We start from the raw sequence: 17,782 nt of genomic DNA on the forward strand, positions 1-17,782 counted from the left end.
CCCCCCCCGTTTTTCCCGCCCCGCCCCATTCTCCCCTGTGTGATATAGCTCACAACTTGAGCCATCGACCTTGTTGCTTAGAACAGTCTTGATGTCAAAAAAGTCACTAGAAAATAATTCATTGAATTTAATCTCTTTTTATCTTGTCAAAAACCGTCACATCCAGTCTTGATAACGACCTCGCCACCTCAATTAAACAACGATGGATTCAGGCCCAGTCAAGGTTGGGACGCCTACCGTGTGGCTATCGGACTATTTCCGATTTCACAGAACCGACAACAAGTTCGGAAGTGTTTACATCAGAGGAATAACGCATATGAAGAAGTCTGCACTGACTATTGCCATCTCCAGCCTGCTGCTGGCGAGCGGCGCCCATGCTGCTACCGTTTACAACCAGAACGATACCAAGCTGGAAATCGGCGGCCGTGCACAAGGTGCTTACTACGGTACTGACGACAACGGTTCCGAAGGCGACCAGAGCTATTTCCGTGTAAACATGCGCGGTGAAACCAAGATCGCCCCCGAAATGAAGGCGTTCGGCTTTGCCGAGTACAACCTGCCGACTTCCGGTTCTGACAACGACGAGCTGCGTTATGCCTATGCCGGCATCAAGCACGACCGTTTCGGCGCATTCAGCTATGGTCGTCAGGATGGCCTGTTCACCAAGGCCGTCAACAACTATACCGACGTCCTGCCTGAGTGGGGCGGTGACGGCTTGGGCAAAGATACTGAAGTATTCGGTACCGGCCGTACCAACGGTCTGGCCCAGTACATCTATAACTACCAGGGTCTGACTCTGGGTGCCCAGTTCACCGGTAACAACGATCCGCAAAACGCCGGTCGCAGTGCAATCACTGAATCTTTCAACGGCAACACCTACAACGGCGAAAGCTGGAATAGCAAAGGTTCTGCTGAAGGCTTCGCAGTATCTGCCAACTACGATTTCGATATGGGCCTGAGCCTGGGTGCTGCCTATAACCAGGCTGGCAAGACTGACGAGCAAGCTCGCTACGCCGCCTTCGGTGGCGACAAGGATGCCAAGCTGATGGGCTTCGGCGCCAAATATGCAACTGGCGACCTCTACCTGGCTGCAACCTACTCCCACGGTGAAGACCACCTGTTCGTCAACAACGGCTACGCCGAGAAGATGGATGGCTACGAAGCCGTTGCCCAGTACACCATCGGCAAGTTCAAGCCTTCTCTGGCCTACCTGCGCACTGACGTGAAAGACTCCGCTCGCGGTATCGATGATACCTACACCGAGTACGTATCTATCGGTGCCTGGTACAACTTCACCGACAACTTCAACGCCTACGTTGATTACAAGCTGAACCTGCTGGACTCCGTAGATGGCAAGTCCACCAACTCTCTGGGCAAGAACACCGACGACGTAGTCGCGGTTGCCCTGCAGTACAACTTCTAAGTAATTGGAAGTCAGTTATACCCTGTGATACCAATGTCTACTGTTTGAATTACTTCCGGCCGCTCTGCGGCCGGTTTTTTTATTGCGCCTTTTCAGCACCTTGCATATAACTATCGAGCGGATTGATGGCAATATCCGCGCCGTTGACAGGGAGTGACAAGGAGATATTCACGGATGAGACAAGCGCGCGGTAACATAGACTGGCAACGCGGGTGGCTGTTGTTGCCACTGCTGTTGATATCGCTCATCTGGAGCAGCACGGCAGATGCCAGCTGGGATCAGAGCCTCTATCGTCAACTGGGTCTGGCCGGCAAGCTGGATAAACAGACCTTTCGTCAGGCACTCAACAGTTATCAAACCGTGCGCCACAAACGAAAACCTATTCTCACCATCATCGATTACAGCAAGCCATCCACCCAGCGCAGACTGTTTGTCATCGATATGAAACGCCACAAGCTGCTCTATCACACCTGGGTCAGTCATGGCCGCAACTCAGGTGAACTGGCCGCAAAACACTTTTCCAACCAGCTCAACTCCCGCCAAAGTTCCCTTGGCGTCTATCGCACCGCAGAAACCTATCTGGGCAAGCATGGCTACTCCCTGCGGCTGGACGGACTCAGCCCCGGCAAGAACAGCAATGCCCGCAAGCGTGCCATCGTAGTACATGGCGCCGCCTATGCCAGCCCGACCCATCTGCGCAAATATGACAAGCTGGGCCGCAGCTGGGGTTGCCCCGCCCTGCCCAAAGAGCAGGCCAGAGCCATCATAGATACCATCAAGGGGGGGAGTGTCATCTACGCTCACGGCTAGCGGGCACAACACCAGAAAACGCAAGGCCAGCAATCGCTGGCCTTGTTTGTTACGCTTTTCACACTAAACGTGGCGCGTTATTGGCGCACCACCAGTACCGGACAGGGTGCATGACGCACCACAGACTCGGCGACACTGCCTACCAGCAGATGGCTGATACCGGAGCGGCCGTGGCTACCCATCACGATCAGCTCAACCTCATCCTCCTTGGCCTGAATGACAATCTCATCGGCGGCGCGGCCAAAGCGAATATCAAAGGTGGCCGGGATCGGCAGGGTGGCAACCAGCTCTTTGAGCTGGGTTCTGGCCTGACGCTCCATCTCGTGAGTAATCTCGATGGCCGTCATATGAAGGATCTTGTAGCTGTCGAAACCGTGCAGTTGATCAACCACGTGGATCAGCTTGAGCTGGGCCTGATGGCTCTGTGCCATAAAAACGGCATAGTCGAGTACCGCGCGAGACATTTGGGAAAAATCGACTGGACAGAGCAGAGTCTTGATCGATGGCATAATGCAGTCTCCTCTACTGATTGGGGTGCTATTGAATCTTTACTCGATCATAACGATCCGACCGCAAATAACCCTCGACCCTGTCGCAAAATGGAGATGCGGAATGTTTTCTCCGCCCGCCACTATCAATGGCATGGTATAAATCAGGTGATAAATGCTCTCCTCACCCCTGCGAGGATAATGCTGACCATGCTGCGCATCGGTTGTTTGCTGCTTTGCTCTCTGTGTGCGATCGCCCACGCTCGCACAGCCGATATTCACGTCTATTGCGATGGCTGGCCCGGTTTCTGCCAACCGGATGGCCGCGGTATCTATCTCGATCTGGTGCGAACCATCTACCAACCCCATGGCTACCAGATCGTGCCCCATATCGTGCCCTACAAACGCGCCGTCGCCATGGTAGCCAGGCAAGAGGGGGATATGGCCATGAGTGTCTATCGGGACGAGATCAAGGGGGTTAGGCAGCCCAATCAGCCAGCCTCCGCCGATGATGTGACCGTCTTCATGCTCAAGCAGTGGCAGCCACAATGGCGGGGAGAGCGCAGCCTGGAGGGAGAGACCGTCCTCTGGCGGCGAGGATGGGTGCTGGATAAATATCTTCCGGTCACCATGCGGTGGCACGAGATCGACAACCATGAGATGGCCCTGCAGCTGATTGGCAAGGGGCGCTATCGCTATTACCTGACCGCTGGCGTGCTCCATGCAGCCGATGAGACCCCGGCCAATATGTACCGCACCATTTTGCGCTGGATCCCGACTTACCCCATTTTTGCCAATACCGAGCAGGGCGACCGGCTACTGCAGCTGTGGGATCAGGAGATGGTGAATCTGATCCGTCGCGGCACGCTGGCCGAGATATATCGCCATTATCACCTCTATGACTACTATCGCGACTTTCTCGAGGAGCAGGCGGTCAAGACCGGCGAAAACTGATCCCACCATAGGGGAAAGAGAAGGATGCCGCAGCCCCGTCAACAGCGGCCACCGCCAGCAACCTGCCCATAAGCAACACCGTCTCCATTGTGGTTTGAGTCACCGTGGCCACACCACAACTCAGGGTTGCCGGAACCCCTTCGCCAAGCGGTCATAGAGGATCACATTGACCGAGGCGGCCAGATTCATGCAGCCCTGAGTCGGCACATAGACCACATCTTTCACCGCGCCATAGAGGGCGGGATCGAGCGTGCCATCCTCCGGCCCGAAGATATAAAAAGCGCGTTCCGGATGGACATAGTCGGGGAGCGGCGTAGCGCCATCGATCAGATCAACCACCACGGGCACGCATCCCTGCGGGATAAACGCCATCAGATCATCCACCCCGAGCAACGGGATCTTCTCCACCATCTGCTTGGTATCAGTGGCAAAGCGGCGCGCCAGCTCGAAGCGGTTGCCGGTGTAGTAGACCTCATCCACCCCGTAACAACCCGCAGCCCGCATCACTGAGCCGACATTTTCCGGAGACTTGGGATTGACCAACCCCACGCAGCAGAATGCACTCTTTTCCATCATCTCTCCTCATCTTGCAGCGGCCATTATAAGCCGTTGCAGGGCCACCGACCCGTTAAAAGTCCCCTCCCCAGATTAACCGCTTGCCAACCCATCTTTAATGTCGATTTTTTGTGCGCAAGCCGACAAATTTTGTACAAGCTGATAGCCAGCAAACGTTTCCCAGCAATAATGGACAAACGTTTGCAAATGGATGTTTGTCTATGACTGAGCGTGAACAAGAGATCCTCGCCCTGCTGCGTCAGGATCCCATGATTGCCCAGCAGGAGCTGGCCGATCGCCTCGGCATCAGCCGCTCCGCGCTGGCCAGCCACATCTCCAGCCTGATCCGGCAGGGATATGTGCAAGGCAGAGGTTATGTACTGCGAGAAGGCCCCTACATAGTGGTGATCGGCGGTGCCAATATGGATATTTGCGGCACCAGCCATGACAACCTGCTGCTCGGCGACTCCAACCCGGGCAAGGTGCGCACCTCGGCAGGCGGTGTCGGCCGCAATATCGCCGAGAATCTGGCGCGGCTCGGCAGCGACACCCGGCTGCTGACAGCGGTCGGCAACGACCAGTATGGCCACCATCTATTGGAAGTGAGCCAGCGGGCCGGCGTCGATGTGCGCCAGACTCTGGTGCTCGATGGTCACGCCACCTCCTGCTATCTCAGCCTGCATGATGGCAGCGGCGAAATGAGCTGTGCCATCAACGACATGGCCATCATAGAGCAGCTCACCCCTGCCCGCCTGACCCCCCTCGCAGGCTTTCTCGGCGGTGCCCGGCTCTGGGTGCTCGACACCAATCTGGCTATCCATACCCTCGACTGGTTGTTTGAACGGCAAGGTGAGCACGCCATCTTTGTCGATACCGTTTCGGTGGCCAAGGTGGAGAAGATCCGCCCCTGGCTCGGCAAGATCCACACCCTCAAACCCAATCGAAGCGAAGCCGAGCAGCTGTGCGGCATGACCATCGCCGGGCCCGAAACCTGGCCCATGGTGGCCGCCTGGTTCCACCGCGCCGGGGTCAAGCGACTGTTCCTCAGTCTGGGTGAACAGGGGATCTTCTACAGCGATGGCGAGCAGCAGGGTCACCTGCCGATACTGGGCAGTCCGGTGCTCAACGTCACCGGCGGCGGAGATGCCTTTATGGCTGGCCTCGCCCACGCCTGGCTGCAACAGCTCGACATTGCCCAAACCACCCGCTTTGCCCTGGGCTGCGCCGCCCTCACCGTCAATTGTTCCGATACCGTTTTTTCCGGTCTGAGCAAGACCGCCGTTGACCGCATACTGGAGGAGTACTCATGCTGAACGCTTACCTCGATATCCAACCGGAAATTGCTGCCGCGCTGGCCGCCGGCAAACCGGTCGTCGCCCTCGAATCCACCATCATCTCCCACGGCATGCCTTATCCGCAGAACGTGGAGACGGCCCGTCAGGTGGAGCAGGTGGTTCGCGATAACGGCGCCATTCCGGCCACCATCGCCATCCTCGACGGCCGCCTCAAGGTGGGTCTCGATGCGGGTGCACTGGAAGCGCTCGGCCGGGCAGGCCCCAGCGTGACCAAGTGCAGCCGCCGCGACATTCCATTCGTACTGGCGCGCAAGGGGATGGGGGCCACCACGGTCGCCTCCACCATGATCATCGCCGCCATGGCGGGGATCCGGGTCTTTGCCACCGGCGGGATCGGCGGGGTACATCGCGGCGCGCAGGAGACCTTCGATATATCGGCCGACCTGCAGGAGCTGGCACAAACGCCGGTGGCCGTAGTCTGCGCCGGAGCCAAGTCGATCCTCGATATCGGGCTGACGCTGGAGTATCTGGAGACCCAGGGCGTGCCGGTGATCGGCTATCAAACCGAGGAGCTGCCCGCCTTCTACACCCGCGAGAGCGGCTTCAAGGTCGATTATCGCCTCGATACCCCGGCAGCCATCGCCGAGGCGCTACGCCTCAAGTGGGAGCTGGGACTGGCGGGCGGCGCCGTGGTGGCCAATCCCATCCCTACCGCACACGCCATGCCTAAAGCCGACATCGACGCAGCCATTGCCCGGGCGCTCCATGAAGCGGACGAGCAGGGGATCAAGGGCAAGGCGTCAACCCCCTTCCTGCTGGCACGCGTCTGCGAGCTGACTGGCGGCAACTCGCTGGCGGCCAACATCCAGCTGGTACTGAACAACGCGGCACTTGGCGCCCGCATCGCCGCCGCGCTTTAATTGCACACCGATACCTCGCCATGTAAAAGAGGGCCTCGCGGCCCTCTTTGTTATTTTTGCTATCTGCAGCGCTATTGCAACGCTGTGTTATTGCAGTACCACGCGCCCATTGAGTGGCTGCACCGGCCGGTTGTTGGGGTGGTGCATCACCGCCTTGAAGGCGTCGATCTGGGCCTGACTGACCTCAACCGGCTGCTTCATCACCAACCAGCGCACTCCTTCCGAGCAGGGAGGCGTAGTAAGGGAACCGCTGAAGCGATAGTAGTCACGGCTTTCCGGCAGCAGTTGCTCAGCAGAGAGCGGCGCCTTGAGGGCCTGGATCTCCCCCACCTTGGCAGGTAATGCACTCCAAGCTGCCGCCAGCGCCGGATTGGCCTTGCCAGCCTCGAACATCACCGCCACCACGGCGATCTCTCCCTTGTCACTGACATGCACAAGATGCCCTTCTAGCGGATAGGATTTGCCCTCGATGAGGTTCTCACTTGGGGCATGGAAGTGGAACTGCTTGAGCTCAAACCTGGTGCCATCGAGTTGCAAGATGCTGCCCGGGGCATAACCGACCTGCACGGTATGACCGTTGTTGACCACTGTGTTGCCACCCGCCTGATAGTGGAGTACCAGCGGGGCCAGTTTGGCCTCGACCAATCCGTTCAGGTCAACCGGCGACTGATTGCTACCCGCACACTGGCCAAACTCAGGGGTCAGCTTGGCCCAGTGGGCAGGCCCCGCCTCACCGCTATATTCCCAATGGGGGGTGGCAGCAAACACGACAGGGCACAGCAACAGGGCGCAGGCCAACAGAGACTTTCTCATCATACATCCTTATCTTGATTGAAAAGCACGACCATCCCCTCCCCCGGATAGCGGGGCATGCAGAGATGGCATATCTGATACGCGGAATACAGAGCATCGGAGCGACTTTCTAATGGTAACGAGCACGGGTTGGTCAATCGGTTTGACAGCGGCTCAATACAGAGTCGTTTGGCAAGTATATGGTGAGGGATCGACAGAGACAGTGAAAGAGGGGGAAATTAATCAGCCGGCTATCCACTCATCGTCTGGCGGATACGGGTCAAGGTTCAGGGTGTCACGCTTTCATAACAACCATCCATCACAACCATCGCGGGAATCCGAGCTCCCGCGATGGTTGCCGATAATGGCAATTAACGGTCGCGATTCAACGCGATCAGACGATCAAGAATCGCTTCACCATCGGCACGCAAACCGTTGTGCTCATACTCATTGGTGATCCAGGCGCGACTGTTGCCAAGGCCACGCAGGGTTTCACGACTGTAGTCAAACTCCACATACATATCCTCGGCATAGACGGCGCATGCTACCGGCACCTGGTTGCGGGCCAGTTGTGCCGGGTCATAGAGCGCCCCCCAGTCCGCCTTGTTGGCCAGCAGATGAGCCGCCTCTTTCAGGGACAGCAACTCGCGGAACTGCTCGAACATCCAGGGGTAAACCATCTCGCCGGTGAAGGCGAAATCCTTGCCTGGCGCCCAGTTCACCGCAGGAAACTCCCCTCTGACCCGATCTGCCGCCCAGCGAGTCGCCTCCCCTTCGGCGTAGATAGCCTCGTGCAGAATGGCAAACAGCGGGTTGGTATTGAATGGCTGCATGCTCTGCACCTGATAGAGAAAGGCCGGGCTCAGCTTGTCACCGATAAAGGCCTCTTCCAGCAGGTAATAAAGCTCCTCGAAAGCACCCGTAGCACCGAGATCCAGCCCCTGCTGCTGGAACTGCTCCACCGTCAGGCGCTGACCGTTGGGCAGCCGCACATCGTGCTGGTGCAGATGGTTGGCCAACCGGTTGGCAATCCCCTGAGCGTGGGGGAAGCGGGCGAAGAAGGCTCGGTTCTTGTCAGCCACCCGCTGATAGGTGGCGCGGTAAACCTCCTCGGCGCTGCGGCCAATCGGCGCGATGCCGCCGGTGATATAGACCTCCCGCAGGCTATCGGGGAAGAGCGAGAGATAGGTCAGGCAGCAAAAGCCGCCAAAGCTCTGACCCAGCAGGCTCCAGCGATGCTTGGGGCTGAGCTCCTGCCGGATGAACTCGGCATCTTGCACTATGCTGTCGGCGCGAAAATGGCTGAGATACTCCGCCTGCTCGGTCGGTGTCATTTTGGCCAGAATCTGCCCATGGATGGGGCTCGACATCCCGGTGCCACGCTGATCCAGCAGCAGCACTTTGAACTCCTGCAACGCCCGTTTGAGCCAACCACTGTTGGCCGTCGGGCGCGGAGCCCCGAATCCCGGCCCCCCTTGCAGAAAAAGCAGCCAGGGCAACTTCTCATCGAGCTTGTCTTTACGGCAGAGGGTACGGGCAAACAGAGTAATGCTGTCGCCATCCGGCTCATCATGATCGAGGGGAACGGTATAAAAGTGCGGCTCGCAATGAATGCCGTCCAGTACATAGCTCAAGGGGCTGTTCATCTGGGATCTCTCCGTCAGGATGGGAACATCATTGACCCCATCATATCCCCGCCCGGCCACAGGGTCACTCCGGTTTTCCAAAATGTTAACAATAGCTTAAAGCTCGAAACATCACCCGACAAGCCGCTCTTCAACAGTGCTGAATTAATTGTTTTGCAGGGGAGATTGACGCCATGGCGCCATTCAACAAAGATGGCTCGCCTGCACAGGAGTGCAGCCATTCAGGCCGACAAAATGGATAAGGGAATGTGATGAAACCGAAGTGGCTCAGGGCCAGAAAAAGAGAGAAGAAGCCATGCCCTGGCAGCATGTTGCAGACCGGAATGCTGCTGTTCAGTGCCACCTGTGGCGCGACGCTCTTTTTGGCAGCATGCAACAGCAACTAGAAATGAAAAAGCCCGCTCGATTGAGCGGGCTTTTCGAATTTGGCTCCTCCTACTGGACTTGAACCAGTGACATACGGATTAACAGTCCGCCGTTCTACCGACTGAACTAAGGAGGAATTATGGTGCCCAGAGACGGAATCGAACCGCCGACACGGGGATTTTCAATCCCCTGCTCTACCGACTGAGCTATCTGGGCAACGGCGCGCATTAAACCCTTTCCAGCGCAGAGTGTCAACCATGATGGCACGATAAAAAGCGCGTTCGCTCAACAACCGAACGAAGCGACCATTTATTATCCATTTCAGTCCTGTTTGCCATACTTGCTGGCCTCTGCACGCCCTGCAGGCTGTGCCAATATGATGGAAATTCGAGGTTCAGTGGGTCCGCCGCATTGAGCCGAATCCACTCTGCGAGTATGCTTTGCCGCAATGATACCGCCTGGAGGCAACATGAGTCTGAATATGCAAGAGTGGCGTGATGAGACCACCGAGATCGTCAACGAACTGCTGGCCGATGGCAGCAATCCCGATGCGGATTACGACATCGAGCACCACTTCGCCTGCCAGGATTTCGACCGTCTGGAAAAAGCAGCGGTTGACCTGTTCAAGGCCGGTTTTGAAGTGACCGATGCCGAAGAGATGGAGCTGGATGACGGCGCCACTATCTTCTGCTTCGATGCCACCATCGAGTGCAAGCTGAATGTCGAAGCGATCGTCGCCGATATCGCCAAGATGCTGCCCATCCTGGAAAAATATGGGGTGGATTACGATGGCTGGGGCACCTACTTCCAGGATTGATCCTGCCTCCATCGTAAAACAACAAGGCCACCTTGCGGTGGCCTTGTTGTTTCTGACGATCTCTCACACCAGATAGCTGGCAGCAAACTCCGCCGGCGGCAGTGGGCGACTGAACAGATAGCCCTGAAGCCGATCACACCCCGCCTCGGTCAACCACAGCTGCTGCTCGGGTGTCTCTACCCCTTCGGCCGTGATCCGGATCCCCAGCTCATGGCCCAACCCGATGACCGAACGCACGATAGCGGTGGTCGCGCTATTGCTGGCCAGCCCCTGAGTGAAGCTGCGATCCAGCTTGAGGGTCGCCACCTGCAAACGCGGCAGATAGGCCAGTGAACAGTAACCGGTACCAAAGTCGTCGATGGCCAACTGAAAACCGGCGGCAATCAGGTTGTCGAGGTTGGTCTCAATCTCGTCGGCGTTCTCCATCAGTACCCCTTCGGTGATCTCCAGCTCCAGTTGACTGGCCTTGAGACCATGGCGAGCGATGCAGGCAGAGACCCGCTCACAAAGCGCCGGATCACGGAACTGCAGCGGCGAGAGGTTAATGGATAGCACCATATCCGGCTGCGCAGTTTGCCACTGCGCCAGCTGAGCACACCCCTGCTCCAGCATCAACTGGCCAAGCTGACCGATGATCCCCATCTCTTCCGCCAACGGAATGAATTCGTCGGGGGAGATCATCCCAAGCTCGGGATGGGGCCAGCGACAGAGCAGCTCAGCGCCATGCAGCCGGTGGGTGCGGGTACAGATGATGGGCTGATAGACGGCAACCAGCTGGGCGGACTTGATAGCGAGCGGCAACTGGGCGGCGATCAACTGACGCCGCTTGAGCCGGGCATGCAGCTCGGGATCAAACAGGGTGCAGTACTGCTGCTGCCGTTTGCCCTGCGCCAGCGCAGCCTCGGCATGGCTGAGCAACCGCTCGGCATCGCTTGCCCGCCCCTGGGCCAGCCCCAGAAACACCGGTATCTGGATGCGATGATCTTCCACCTGATAGTGCTCCATCAACTGCTGCTGCAGATGCTGGCTCCACCCCTGCAATGGCTCGTTGAAGTCGGGCAACAGCAGGCTGAAGTCATCGGCAGCGACCCGACAGAGCAGGGAACGCGGCGGTACCAGCTGCTGCAACCGCTTGGCCACCTGGCTGAGCAGGCGGTCGGCAATCCGGATCCCGAAGCGATCGTTGATTTCACGAAAATGGTGCAGATCGACCAGCACCAATGTGGCACTGCGTCCCCCAAGATGGCGGCTGGTCTGCAAGAACCGGGAGAGTTTGAGCAGTCCGGTCAGACTGTCGTAGTGCTGCTCCTGCTGCAACTGCGCCTGAGTGGTGCGCAGACCGGTGATGTCACGCCCCAGCGTCAGGATCCCGAGAGAGTGACCATCACCATCGGGGACATCGACCCGGGTGATCTCCATGTGTCGCCCCTGCCCGCTGGCATCCAGCAGACAACACTCGCCATGACCCATCCCCTGCGGCGCCGCCAACCGGAACGGCAGCTGCTGACCCAGCACCTCATCGGCCCCATGGCCGATAAAGTCGAGAAACGCCTGATTGCACTCCAGCAACACCCCGTTGTGATCATCGAAACGAATCAGGTCAGGAATGGCATCGAGCAGAAAACGCTGCAACAACTGCTGCTTTTTGACCGTCTGTTCAAGACTTTTGCGCTGGGCAATCTCGTTAACCACGCCAAACACTGCGCAAGCTTCCCCCTGCGGGGTGTAAAGAGGCACCTTGTGCACCTCCATCCAGCAGGTATTCCCGCCCCGGTTGCAATGAAGCTGCTGATACAGCATCGGCACGCCTCCGGCAAGCAGCTGCTCATCCTCACTGCGAAAGAGATCGCCCCAGGGCATCTCTGCATCTGTCTTGCCGACAACCTCGGCAGGCGACTCCAGTTTGGCTTCACGGGCGAACTCACGATTGGCGAACAGGTAACGCCCATGACTATCCCGACAGAAGATACTCATTGGCAATTGGTCGATGATCTGCTGCAGCAGATCCGAGGTGAGCATGTTGTTCACAGGGGCGCTTATGGAGGAATTTCGAGCAAATCTATGATAGCAAACCAATTTTGTAAAGCATCCCGATCACCTCCCCATAACACCAAACGCTGGATGGTTGCTGACAGAGATTGTCGCTCCGGCGATAATAGGCGCCGGTTGGCCAATGGCCTGGTGATATGGACGAGAGAAACAAGATGAAAAAGATGATGGGGAGCGCATTGGCGCTGCTGCTGGTTGGTTGTGCTGGTGACAATAACGGCGGTGAGGAGTATCGCTACAACCCGCCAATTGCCAAGGCAACCAACAACACTCAGGAAATGGCGATCCCGGTGGATCTGGTGTGGGCTCGCGCCGAGAAGTGGTTCACCGATCACGGCCTCACCATCGAAAACAGCCAGCGTGGCTCCGGCCTGATGACTGCCAACGTCAACCAGTCAGCCGACGGGCTGGAGTGGCTGGACTGCGGCACCATGGGTTCCAAAGTTGCACTGGGCAACCCGAACCTGCAGATAAACCTGATCATCACCCAGAGCGGCAACAGCAGCGTGGCCACCGTCAACGTCAAGGGCAACACCGAGCTGTTCTTCGTTGAATCCTCAGGCGAGCGCGTACCGGCCCCGTCCATCAAGCCGGTCTGTGTCTCCCGCGGTACCCTGGAGCAGAGCCTGTTCGCCACCCTCGGCAACTGATTTCGCTTCCCTGCAAAGATAAAAAAAGCGGCAGATTGCTCTGCCGCTTTTTATTGCCCCGAGTTGGGCTTACTTGTCGATATCGAGCATGTTGTTGGTCAACATGAAATCGATCACCTGGTTGGCCGTGGTGCCAGAACCGCCCGTCAGACTGTCGAAGGTATGGTTCATCAACACAATCTCCTGAGTCACCGGCGCAGTACTGCTCTCCTTGACCTGCAGGTGCACCCCTTCATTGTCCTGGAACACCGAGAGTAGACTCTTCAGATCGGTCGTACTGTGAGAGCCATCGTGATCCAGCAGATCGCTCAGATCCAGCTTGTCACCTTCCAAACGGTTGATGGTGCCTGACCCCTTGTTGAAGTCCATGATGTAATCCTTGGTCAGGGAGCCGGATACTGTATCTCCCTTGTTCCAGACAAAGGTATCAGCCCCTTCCCCACCAATCAGGATGTCATTACCCAAACCACCGATCAGATAGTCATTACCAGCTCCACCATCCAGCACATCGCTTCCACTCCCTCCACGCAGCCCATCTTTACCGTCACCACCGTAGAGATGGTCGTTACCCGAACCACCAAAGATGACATCAGAGCCATTTTGACCATAGATGCGGTCATCACCACCACCACCATGAGCAATATCCAGATAGGCATTGCTGTTTGCAGTGATTTTCAGGTCGCTGTTTTCATTGTTGGGGTCTTGCAGCAGAAGCGAATCTGCTCCACGGCTGAAGTTATCCACGGCAAGCTCTGCTGCATCCTGTTTCTGCTGGGAATTGCTATCGAAACCGGATACATGGCTGTCTCCCAGATAGATAATATCGTTACCCTTACCCAGGTAGACCTTGTCGCCACCGACACCCACATCGACAACTATGCCGTTTTCAACGTGCTGCAGCGTCTTGTCGATCGGGGTGCCAGTTCCGGATGTCGACCATTGCACTTTCTGATTACTGGCTGTGGGGTCATACATCTGTACAGAGTCGATCATATCGCCCGTTGACTTGATGTCATAACCCACAACAAAGGTCAGCGTGCTTGCACTGGTGTCACCATCGAGATCTTTCAAGGTGTAACCGAAATCAAGCTTGACCGAGGGCGACACTGCAGCACCAAAGAACTGATAACTGCCGTTATCAAGATCGACAATCAACGAATGCTTGTTATCGATGTAGATAGTCAGCGTTTTGGTTGCTGCATCAAAGCTATGGCTGAGCGCGCTCGAACTGCCTGCAGTAGTAACTGTGCTGCCGTCAAAGTTATACGTCACGCCGCGGATCGTAAGTTGGCCAACAAAACCACCATCAGCACCAACTCCATATCCCTCAACACCGCTCAACAAATTACCGCCTATCGGCTGCACCACAGATTGCAACAGAATGGGTGGCAACTTGGTCACGTCCGGGACAATTACCGCATTGCCATCCACATTCAAGTAACCATCAAATGCAACTTTGTCCAGCTCGCCAGCTGGCACACTGTTCCCCATGCCGTATGCAAGCGCAGTCACCTTATTGTTTTGCAGATGTTTCGTCCACGCAGCAAGTTCACTCGCCTCAATGGTGTTGGGATTGCTGCCATCGCTACCTTCCGGTACACCATCAGAGAGGAAATAGCTTACGTTGGAAGCTCCGGTTAACGGTCTTGCATTACTATTGCCACTCCAACAACTCTCAGCCCATTTAATGGCGTCGTCGTAATCCGTTCCACCATTTGCAGTCAAGCCATTAATCCATCCTTTGGCCTGCTCAACAGTCATCCAGTAGATGGGGCTACCACTTGTTCCCTGATTCACAATACGTGCTTCAGAACTGAACAATACCAACTGCACCCGGGTTTGCCCTTGCGCCAGATATTGATCCAGCAACTGGTTAGCAGACTCTTTCATAACTTCCAAGCGAGTCTTTCCATTACCGGCTGCAAAGCCCATAGAACCGGAAACATCCAAAACCAGCTGTACGTTGGCACCAACTTTGGTTTCTGACTCCACGGCATGGAAGATCGGGCCAGCAACCGGTACATCGTCACGCACAGCCAAGTCAAACGAGCCAGTGGCAGTCTCAGCTCCAGATTTGCTTACCTCATAGTTGACGGTAAAACGCAGTTCATCCTGGCTGGTCAACACTGTGCTCTGGCCATCTACTGTGTGGCTAAGCGGCTTGAGCAGATTAAAGGTGTAGCTCGGTGGATTAGCACTGTTATCCACCGTCACAGTAAACGCCACATTGGCAGGGTTGTTGCCAAAGTACCCTTTGAGCCCGGCGCCATCCTGAACAACATTGACCGGCTGACCATCAATACCCGTCACCCCGCTCAGACCCGTGATGCCAACAAGTTTGAGTTGTACGCCAGAGACATTGCCACCACTGCCATCAGTCACCTGCAGCGACTGAGTCACAGAAAGCGGGCCGCTAGCAGGCATACCCACAGGCTCAGGCAAGTGTGCATTTCCGCCAGACAAACCATCCTCATCAACCAGACCATTGCCCAGTCGCACAGAGAGATCGTTGTCAGTAATGGTTCCGGCTCCGGTCGCACCACCTACAGTCAGAGACAAGGTTTCAGTCTGTTCTACCAGCTTGTCATTCACAGTAGGCACTGACACGGTAAAGCTCGTCACACCGGCTGGTACTGAGATTTTGCCTGTGCTGCTGTTATAGGTAACACCGTGACTGAATTGCAGAGTTCCCCAGTCAGAGTTAGATGCAGCATAAGTACCACTGCCCGCGATTGAGAGGCTGTACTCAGTCGCCACATTAGTCGCACCACTCAAGGTCACAACATGCTGCAAGGTGGCCCCTTCAACCACAGTGGCACTCGATACGCCGGTTACATCAGGGCGCGCCAGCGGGTTGACAGCAAAGCTGCCTTGCGAGCCGTCACCGTCCCGATCATAGGCCTTGAAGGTGAAGTCAATGTCGCCATCACCAACCGGGCGCTGCATCTCTGCATACTGGAAGAACTCCCACTTGCCCGTTGCAGGCGTGAATTGCATCTTGAATATCAAGCTGCCATCACTGGCCTTGCCAACCATGCTGTTGGCACCTTCTGCGGTAATGGTAATTGCCAGACCAGCAGCCGTTTTCAGACCCGTTTCAACGGTGCCGGTAACCAGCTCCAGACGCCCTTTACCATCAGCTCCCCATTGCGGTGCCACTGTCCCCGAGCCATAGGCAATTGCCTGCGGAGTAGAGGAGCCAAGGAACTCGATAGACTTGACGGTAAAGTCGCTGTTGTCCTTGACGTTGAACGAATTGCCGTTATCGGTTGCTTTGATCACCATGGTGTCAAAACCACCCTGCTGCACTTGGAAGTTCTGGTTGTACTCTCCCCCCGCTGCATCCGACCTAAAGGGAAGTGTTGAGATCAGTACTCCGTCACGGTAGAACTCGACCACGCCGCTCTCCAGCTCACCACCGAACATCTTGCTGAACTCGATCTTGGCACCGTAAGCCACAGTGCCGGCATCCAGCTTGATCACAAGCTCTTCAGATACCCCTGAGCCGTCGGCCAGTTTGCGGAAATCGACCTCGTTCTCAATATTGTGGTAAGGGGCTGTCGAGCTTTTGACACCAATGCCTTCGCCCGAGCCATTAACCAGTGCATCAGTCAGAGCCGTAGACATTGAAGAGAGGAACCCTTTAGCCGTAATGGTGAACTTGCCACCATCAATACTGGAACGATCCCCGTTATAGCCGGTCATGCTGAACTTGCCGGTCAATACATCAGGAATACTGGTTTTCACCAGCGAAACCGCTGCAGCATCGCCAGCAATGGGGGCATCATCCTCCACAGTGATAGGCAGCGAAGCACTCGTAGTACTCTGACCATCAGAAACAGAGACTCCGACGTTGAAGCTCAGCGCGTCCTCGGCACCAGTCACCGGATGATCGAGGGCTCCTTTCAGAGTAACGTCATAACCCCAATCTCCTTTGGTACTACCTGCTGGTGCAGTCAGCTTGACATCCAACACAGTCTTGTAGTCCGCACCACCCAAGGTACCGGTATACCCGGTCAACACCTTGCCTGACGCATCCCAACTCCACTTCACATCTAGTCCGCCAGACTTGAGCCCAGACGGGCCAGAGAGGCTGACCGTCACGCTACTGCTATCGATATCCCCCACTGTAATAGTGCCGCTAGCGATGGTCGCATTGGTGGTATCAGTATTACCTGTGGTATCAGGCAACCCGTTGGCCAGCCCCTCTTCAGACACCACAGCAGGTTTATTGATCACCACGGTAGGCGGCGCATCGTTGTCAATAATGGTTGCAGTACCGGTCGTGCCATAACCATTAGCCGTAGCCGTCAGGTTGTAGCGCTCCGAGCTTTCCTGCTGAGTGTCATCGATCGTGTTGACCTTGACCTGGAAGCCAGTCTGGCCCGCCGGCACGCTGACACTGAAGCTGCCATTGGCAGCCACAGCCACGCTCTGGCTCACGCTACCAATCACCACGGTCACAGTGGTGCCGGTGAAGTCTACCCCCTTGGTGGCGCTGTCGCCTGCCAAGGTCAGGTTGACGGTGGTGGCTGTGGTGCTGGCGTTGGAGAGGTTCACGCTGAAGGTGTTGGCACTGCCTTCCGCCACGCTGTCGCCCACCACGCTGCTAACCTTCGGCAGATCGGCCTCATCAGTGATAATTGACTCGGTACTGCCTTTAACAGCGTTAATCTCGATAGCTTCAAACGCAGTGTTGGTTTTCACACCGCTGATTGAAGCGGTTAACTTCTCATTGCCTTCATAAATCGTGTCATTGACTGTCGTAACGGTGAACTCAGCCTTGCCATTTGCACCGATTGTCACACTGGCCGGGCGACCGTTGGTGTCGCTGTTATTAGCTGCAGCACCGCCCCAGCTAAGGTTGAGAACCACCTCTTTACCTGCAGGCAAGGCAACAAGATTGCCGTTTTTATCAACCAAGCTGATGGTGAACTTCAGCTGGCCACCTTCCGCCACGCTCGATTTATCAACCTCAATCTGGGCATACACTGAGTCGCCTTCCCCGTTGGGCTCG

The 17,782-nt window shown here is 56.5% G+C and carries 13 protein-coding genes and 2 tRNA genes; 7 read left to right on the forward strand and 8 right to left on the reverse strand.

The window, feature by feature from the left end; translation table 11 throughout:
- The first annotated feature begins 316 nt into the window (after positions 1 to 316).
- Entirely contained in the window at positions 317 to 1,423 is a 1,107-nt protein-coding gene (locus tag AACR14_RS02595) for a porin (protein WP_019445029.1), read from the forward strand.
- A gap of 174 nt (positions 1,424 to 1,597) precedes the next feature.
- On the forward strand, positions 1,598 to 2,233 hold the full coding sequence (locus AACR14_RS02600) for a murein L,D-transpeptidase catalytic domain family protein (protein WP_005354246.1): 636 nt from the start codon (positions 1,598 to 1,600) through the stop codon (positions 2,231 to 2,233).
- A gap of 77 nt (positions 2,234 to 2,310) precedes the next feature.
- Here AACR14_RS02600 and AACR14_RS02605 read toward each other — a convergent pair whose 3' ends face one another.
- Positions 2,311 to 2,742 (reverse strand): universal stress protein, encoded by a 432-nt coding sequence (locus tag AACR14_RS02605; protein WP_005335309.1) that lies wholly within the window; start codon positions 2,740 to 2,742, stop codon positions 2,311 to 2,313.
- Between the two features lie 189 nt (positions 2,743 to 2,931).
- On the opposite strand from AACR14_RS02605, the gene AACR14_RS02610 reads away from it, so the two are divergent.
- The gene (locus AACR14_RS02610) at positions 2,932 to 3,675 is read left to right on the forward strand and encodes a substrate-binding periplasmic protein (protein ID WP_026034891.1); all 744 of its coding nucleotides are present in this window, start codon (positions 2,932 to 2,934) and stop codon (positions 3,673 to 3,675) included.
- A gap of 120 nt (positions 3,676 to 3,795) precedes the next feature.
- On the opposite strand, the gene AACR14_RS02615 is transcribed toward AACR14_RS02610, so the two are convergent.
- A complete protein-coding gene (locus AACR14_RS02615; RefSeq protein WP_005335311.1) occupies positions 3,796 to 4,248 on the reverse strand; it encodes an RNA methyltransferase in 453 nt (150 codons plus the stop codon).
- A 203-nt stretch (positions 4,249 to 4,451) separates the two neighbouring features.
- Here AACR14_RS02615 and AACR14_RS02620 point away from each other — a divergent pair, with 203 nt between their 5' ends.
- The gene (locus tag AACR14_RS02620) at positions 4,452 to 5,543 is read left to right on the forward strand and encodes a PfkB family carbohydrate kinase (protein WP_019445031.1); all 1,092 of its coding nucleotides are present in this window, start codon (positions 4,452 to 4,454) and stop codon (positions 5,541 to 5,543) included.
- Positions 5,537 to 6,445, forward strand: a complete 909-nt coding sequence (locus AACR14_RS02625; protein ID WP_019445032.1) for a pseudouridine-5'-phosphate glycosidase — start codon at positions 5,537 to 5,539, stop codon at positions 6,443 to 6,445. The genes AACR14_RS02620 and AACR14_RS02625 overlap by 7 nt, the downstream gene beginning before the upstream one ends.
- Before the next feature lie 87 nt (positions 6,446 to 6,532).
- Here AACR14_RS02625 and AACR14_RS02630 read toward each other — a convergent pair whose 3' ends face one another.
- The 4 genes from AACR14_RS02630 to AACR14_RS02645 all read right to left on the reverse strand — a co-directional run bounded on the left by AACR14_RS02630 (position 6,533) and on the right by AACR14_RS02645 (position 9,465).
- Complete coding sequence (locus tag AACR14_RS02630) at positions 6,533 to 7,258, reverse strand: carbonic anhydrase (RefSeq protein WP_019445033.1); 726 nt, start codon at positions 7,256 to 7,258, stop codon at positions 6,533 to 6,535.
- A gap of 350 nt (positions 7,259 to 7,608) precedes the next feature.
- The gene (locus AACR14_RS02635; RefSeq protein ID WP_019445034.1) at positions 7,609 to 8,883 is read right to left on the reverse strand and encodes an alpha/beta fold hydrolase; all 1,275 of its coding nucleotides are present in this window, start codon (positions 8,881 to 8,883) and stop codon (positions 7,609 to 7,611) included.
- Positions 8,884 to 9,309: 426 nt separating this feature from the next.
- Positions 9,310 to 9,385, reverse strand: a tRNA-Asn gene (locus tag AACR14_RS02640).
- 4 nt (positions 9,386 to 9,389) lie between these two features.
- Positions 9,390 to 9,465 (reverse strand) — tRNA-Phe (locus AACR14_RS02645).
- Between the two features lie 265 nt (positions 9,466 to 9,730).
- Between AACR14_RS02645 and rraB the strand changes: the two genes are divergently transcribed.
- Positions 9,731 to 10,066: a ribonuclease E inhibitor RraB gene (gene rraB / locus AACR14_RS02650; RefSeq protein ID WP_026034893.1), complete on the forward strand. Its 336-nt coding sequence runs from the start codon at positions 9,731 to 9,733 to the stop codon at positions 10,064 to 10,066.
- Between the two features lie 63 nt (positions 10,067 to 10,129).
- On the opposite strand, the gene AACR14_RS02655 is transcribed toward rraB, so the two are convergent.
- Positions 10,130 to 12,094, reverse strand: a complete 1,965-nt coding sequence (locus AACR14_RS02655; protein ID WP_019445035.1) for an EAL domain-containing protein — start codon at positions 12,092 to 12,094, stop codon at positions 10,130 to 10,132.
- 176 nt (positions 12,095 to 12,270) lie between these two features.
- Here AACR14_RS02655 and AACR14_RS02660 point away from each other — a divergent pair, with 176 nt between their 5' ends.
- Complete coding sequence (locus tag AACR14_RS02660) at positions 12,271 to 12,765, forward strand: hypothetical protein (RefSeq protein WP_019445036.1); 495 nt, start codon at positions 12,271 to 12,273, stop codon at positions 12,763 to 12,765.
- Between the two features lie 69 nt (positions 12,766 to 12,834).
- On the opposite strand, the gene AACR14_RS02665 is transcribed toward AACR14_RS02660, so the two are convergent.
- Positions 12,835 to 17,757: a type I secretion C-terminal target domain-containing protein gene (locus AACR14_RS02665; RefSeq protein ID WP_050547820.1), complete on the reverse strand. Its 4,923-nt coding sequence runs from the start codon at positions 17,755 to 17,757 to the stop codon at positions 12,835 to 12,837.
- Positions 17,758 to 17,782 lie beyond the last annotated feature (25 nt).

The organism is Aeromonas sp. 159 (genome assembly GCF_963862045.1).
Classification (GTDB): Bacteria; Pseudomonadota; Gammaproteobacteria; order Enterobacterales; family Aeromonadaceae; genus Aeromonas; species Aeromonas veronii.

Bases quoted from the DNA above. Each gene is read 5' to 3' on its own strand.
- AACR14_RS02605 (WP_005335309.1), bottom strand. From the start codon at position 2,742: ATGCCATCGATCAAGACTCTGCTCTGTCCAGTCGATTTTTCCCAAATG.
- AACR14_RS02625 (WP_019445032.1), top strand. From the start codon at position 5,537: ATGCTGAACGCTTACCTCGATATCCAACCGGAAATTGCTGCCGCGCTG.
- AACR14_RS02630 (WP_019445033.1), bottom strand. From the start codon at position 7,258: ATGAGAAAGTCTCTGTTGGCCTGCGCCCTGTTGCTGTGCCCTGTCGTG.
- rraB (WP_026034893.1), top strand. From the start codon at position 9,731: ATGCAAGAGTGGCGTGATGAGACCACCGAGATCGTCAACGAACTGCTG.
- AACR14_RS02610 (WP_026034891.1), top strand. From the start codon at position 2,932: ATGCTGCGCATCGGTTGTTTGCTGCTTTGCTCTCTGTGTGCGATCGCC.
- AACR14_RS02660 (WP_019445036.1), top strand. From the start codon at position 12,271: ATGAAAAAGATGATGGGGAGCGCATTGGCGCTGCTGCTGGTTGGTTGT.
- AACR14_RS02595 (WP_019445029.1), top strand. From the start codon at position 317: ATGAAGAAGTCTGCACTGACTATTGCCATCTCCAGCCTGCTGCTGGCG.
- AACR14_RS02615 (WP_005335311.1), bottom strand. From the start codon at position 4,248: ATGGAAAAGAGTGCATTCTGCTGCGTGGGGTTGGTCAATCCCAAGTCT.
- AACR14_RS02600 (WP_005354246.1), top strand. From the start codon at position 1,598: ATGAGACAAGCGCGCGGTAACATAGACTGGCAACGCGGGTGGCTGTTG.
- AACR14_RS02635 (WP_019445034.1), bottom strand. From the start codon at position 8,883: ATGAACAGCCCCTTGAGCTATGTACTGGACGGCATTCATTGCGAGCCG.
- AACR14_RS02620 (WP_019445031.1), top strand. From the start codon at position 4,452: ATGACTGAGCGTGAACAAGAGATCCTCGCCCTGCTGCGTCAGGATCCC.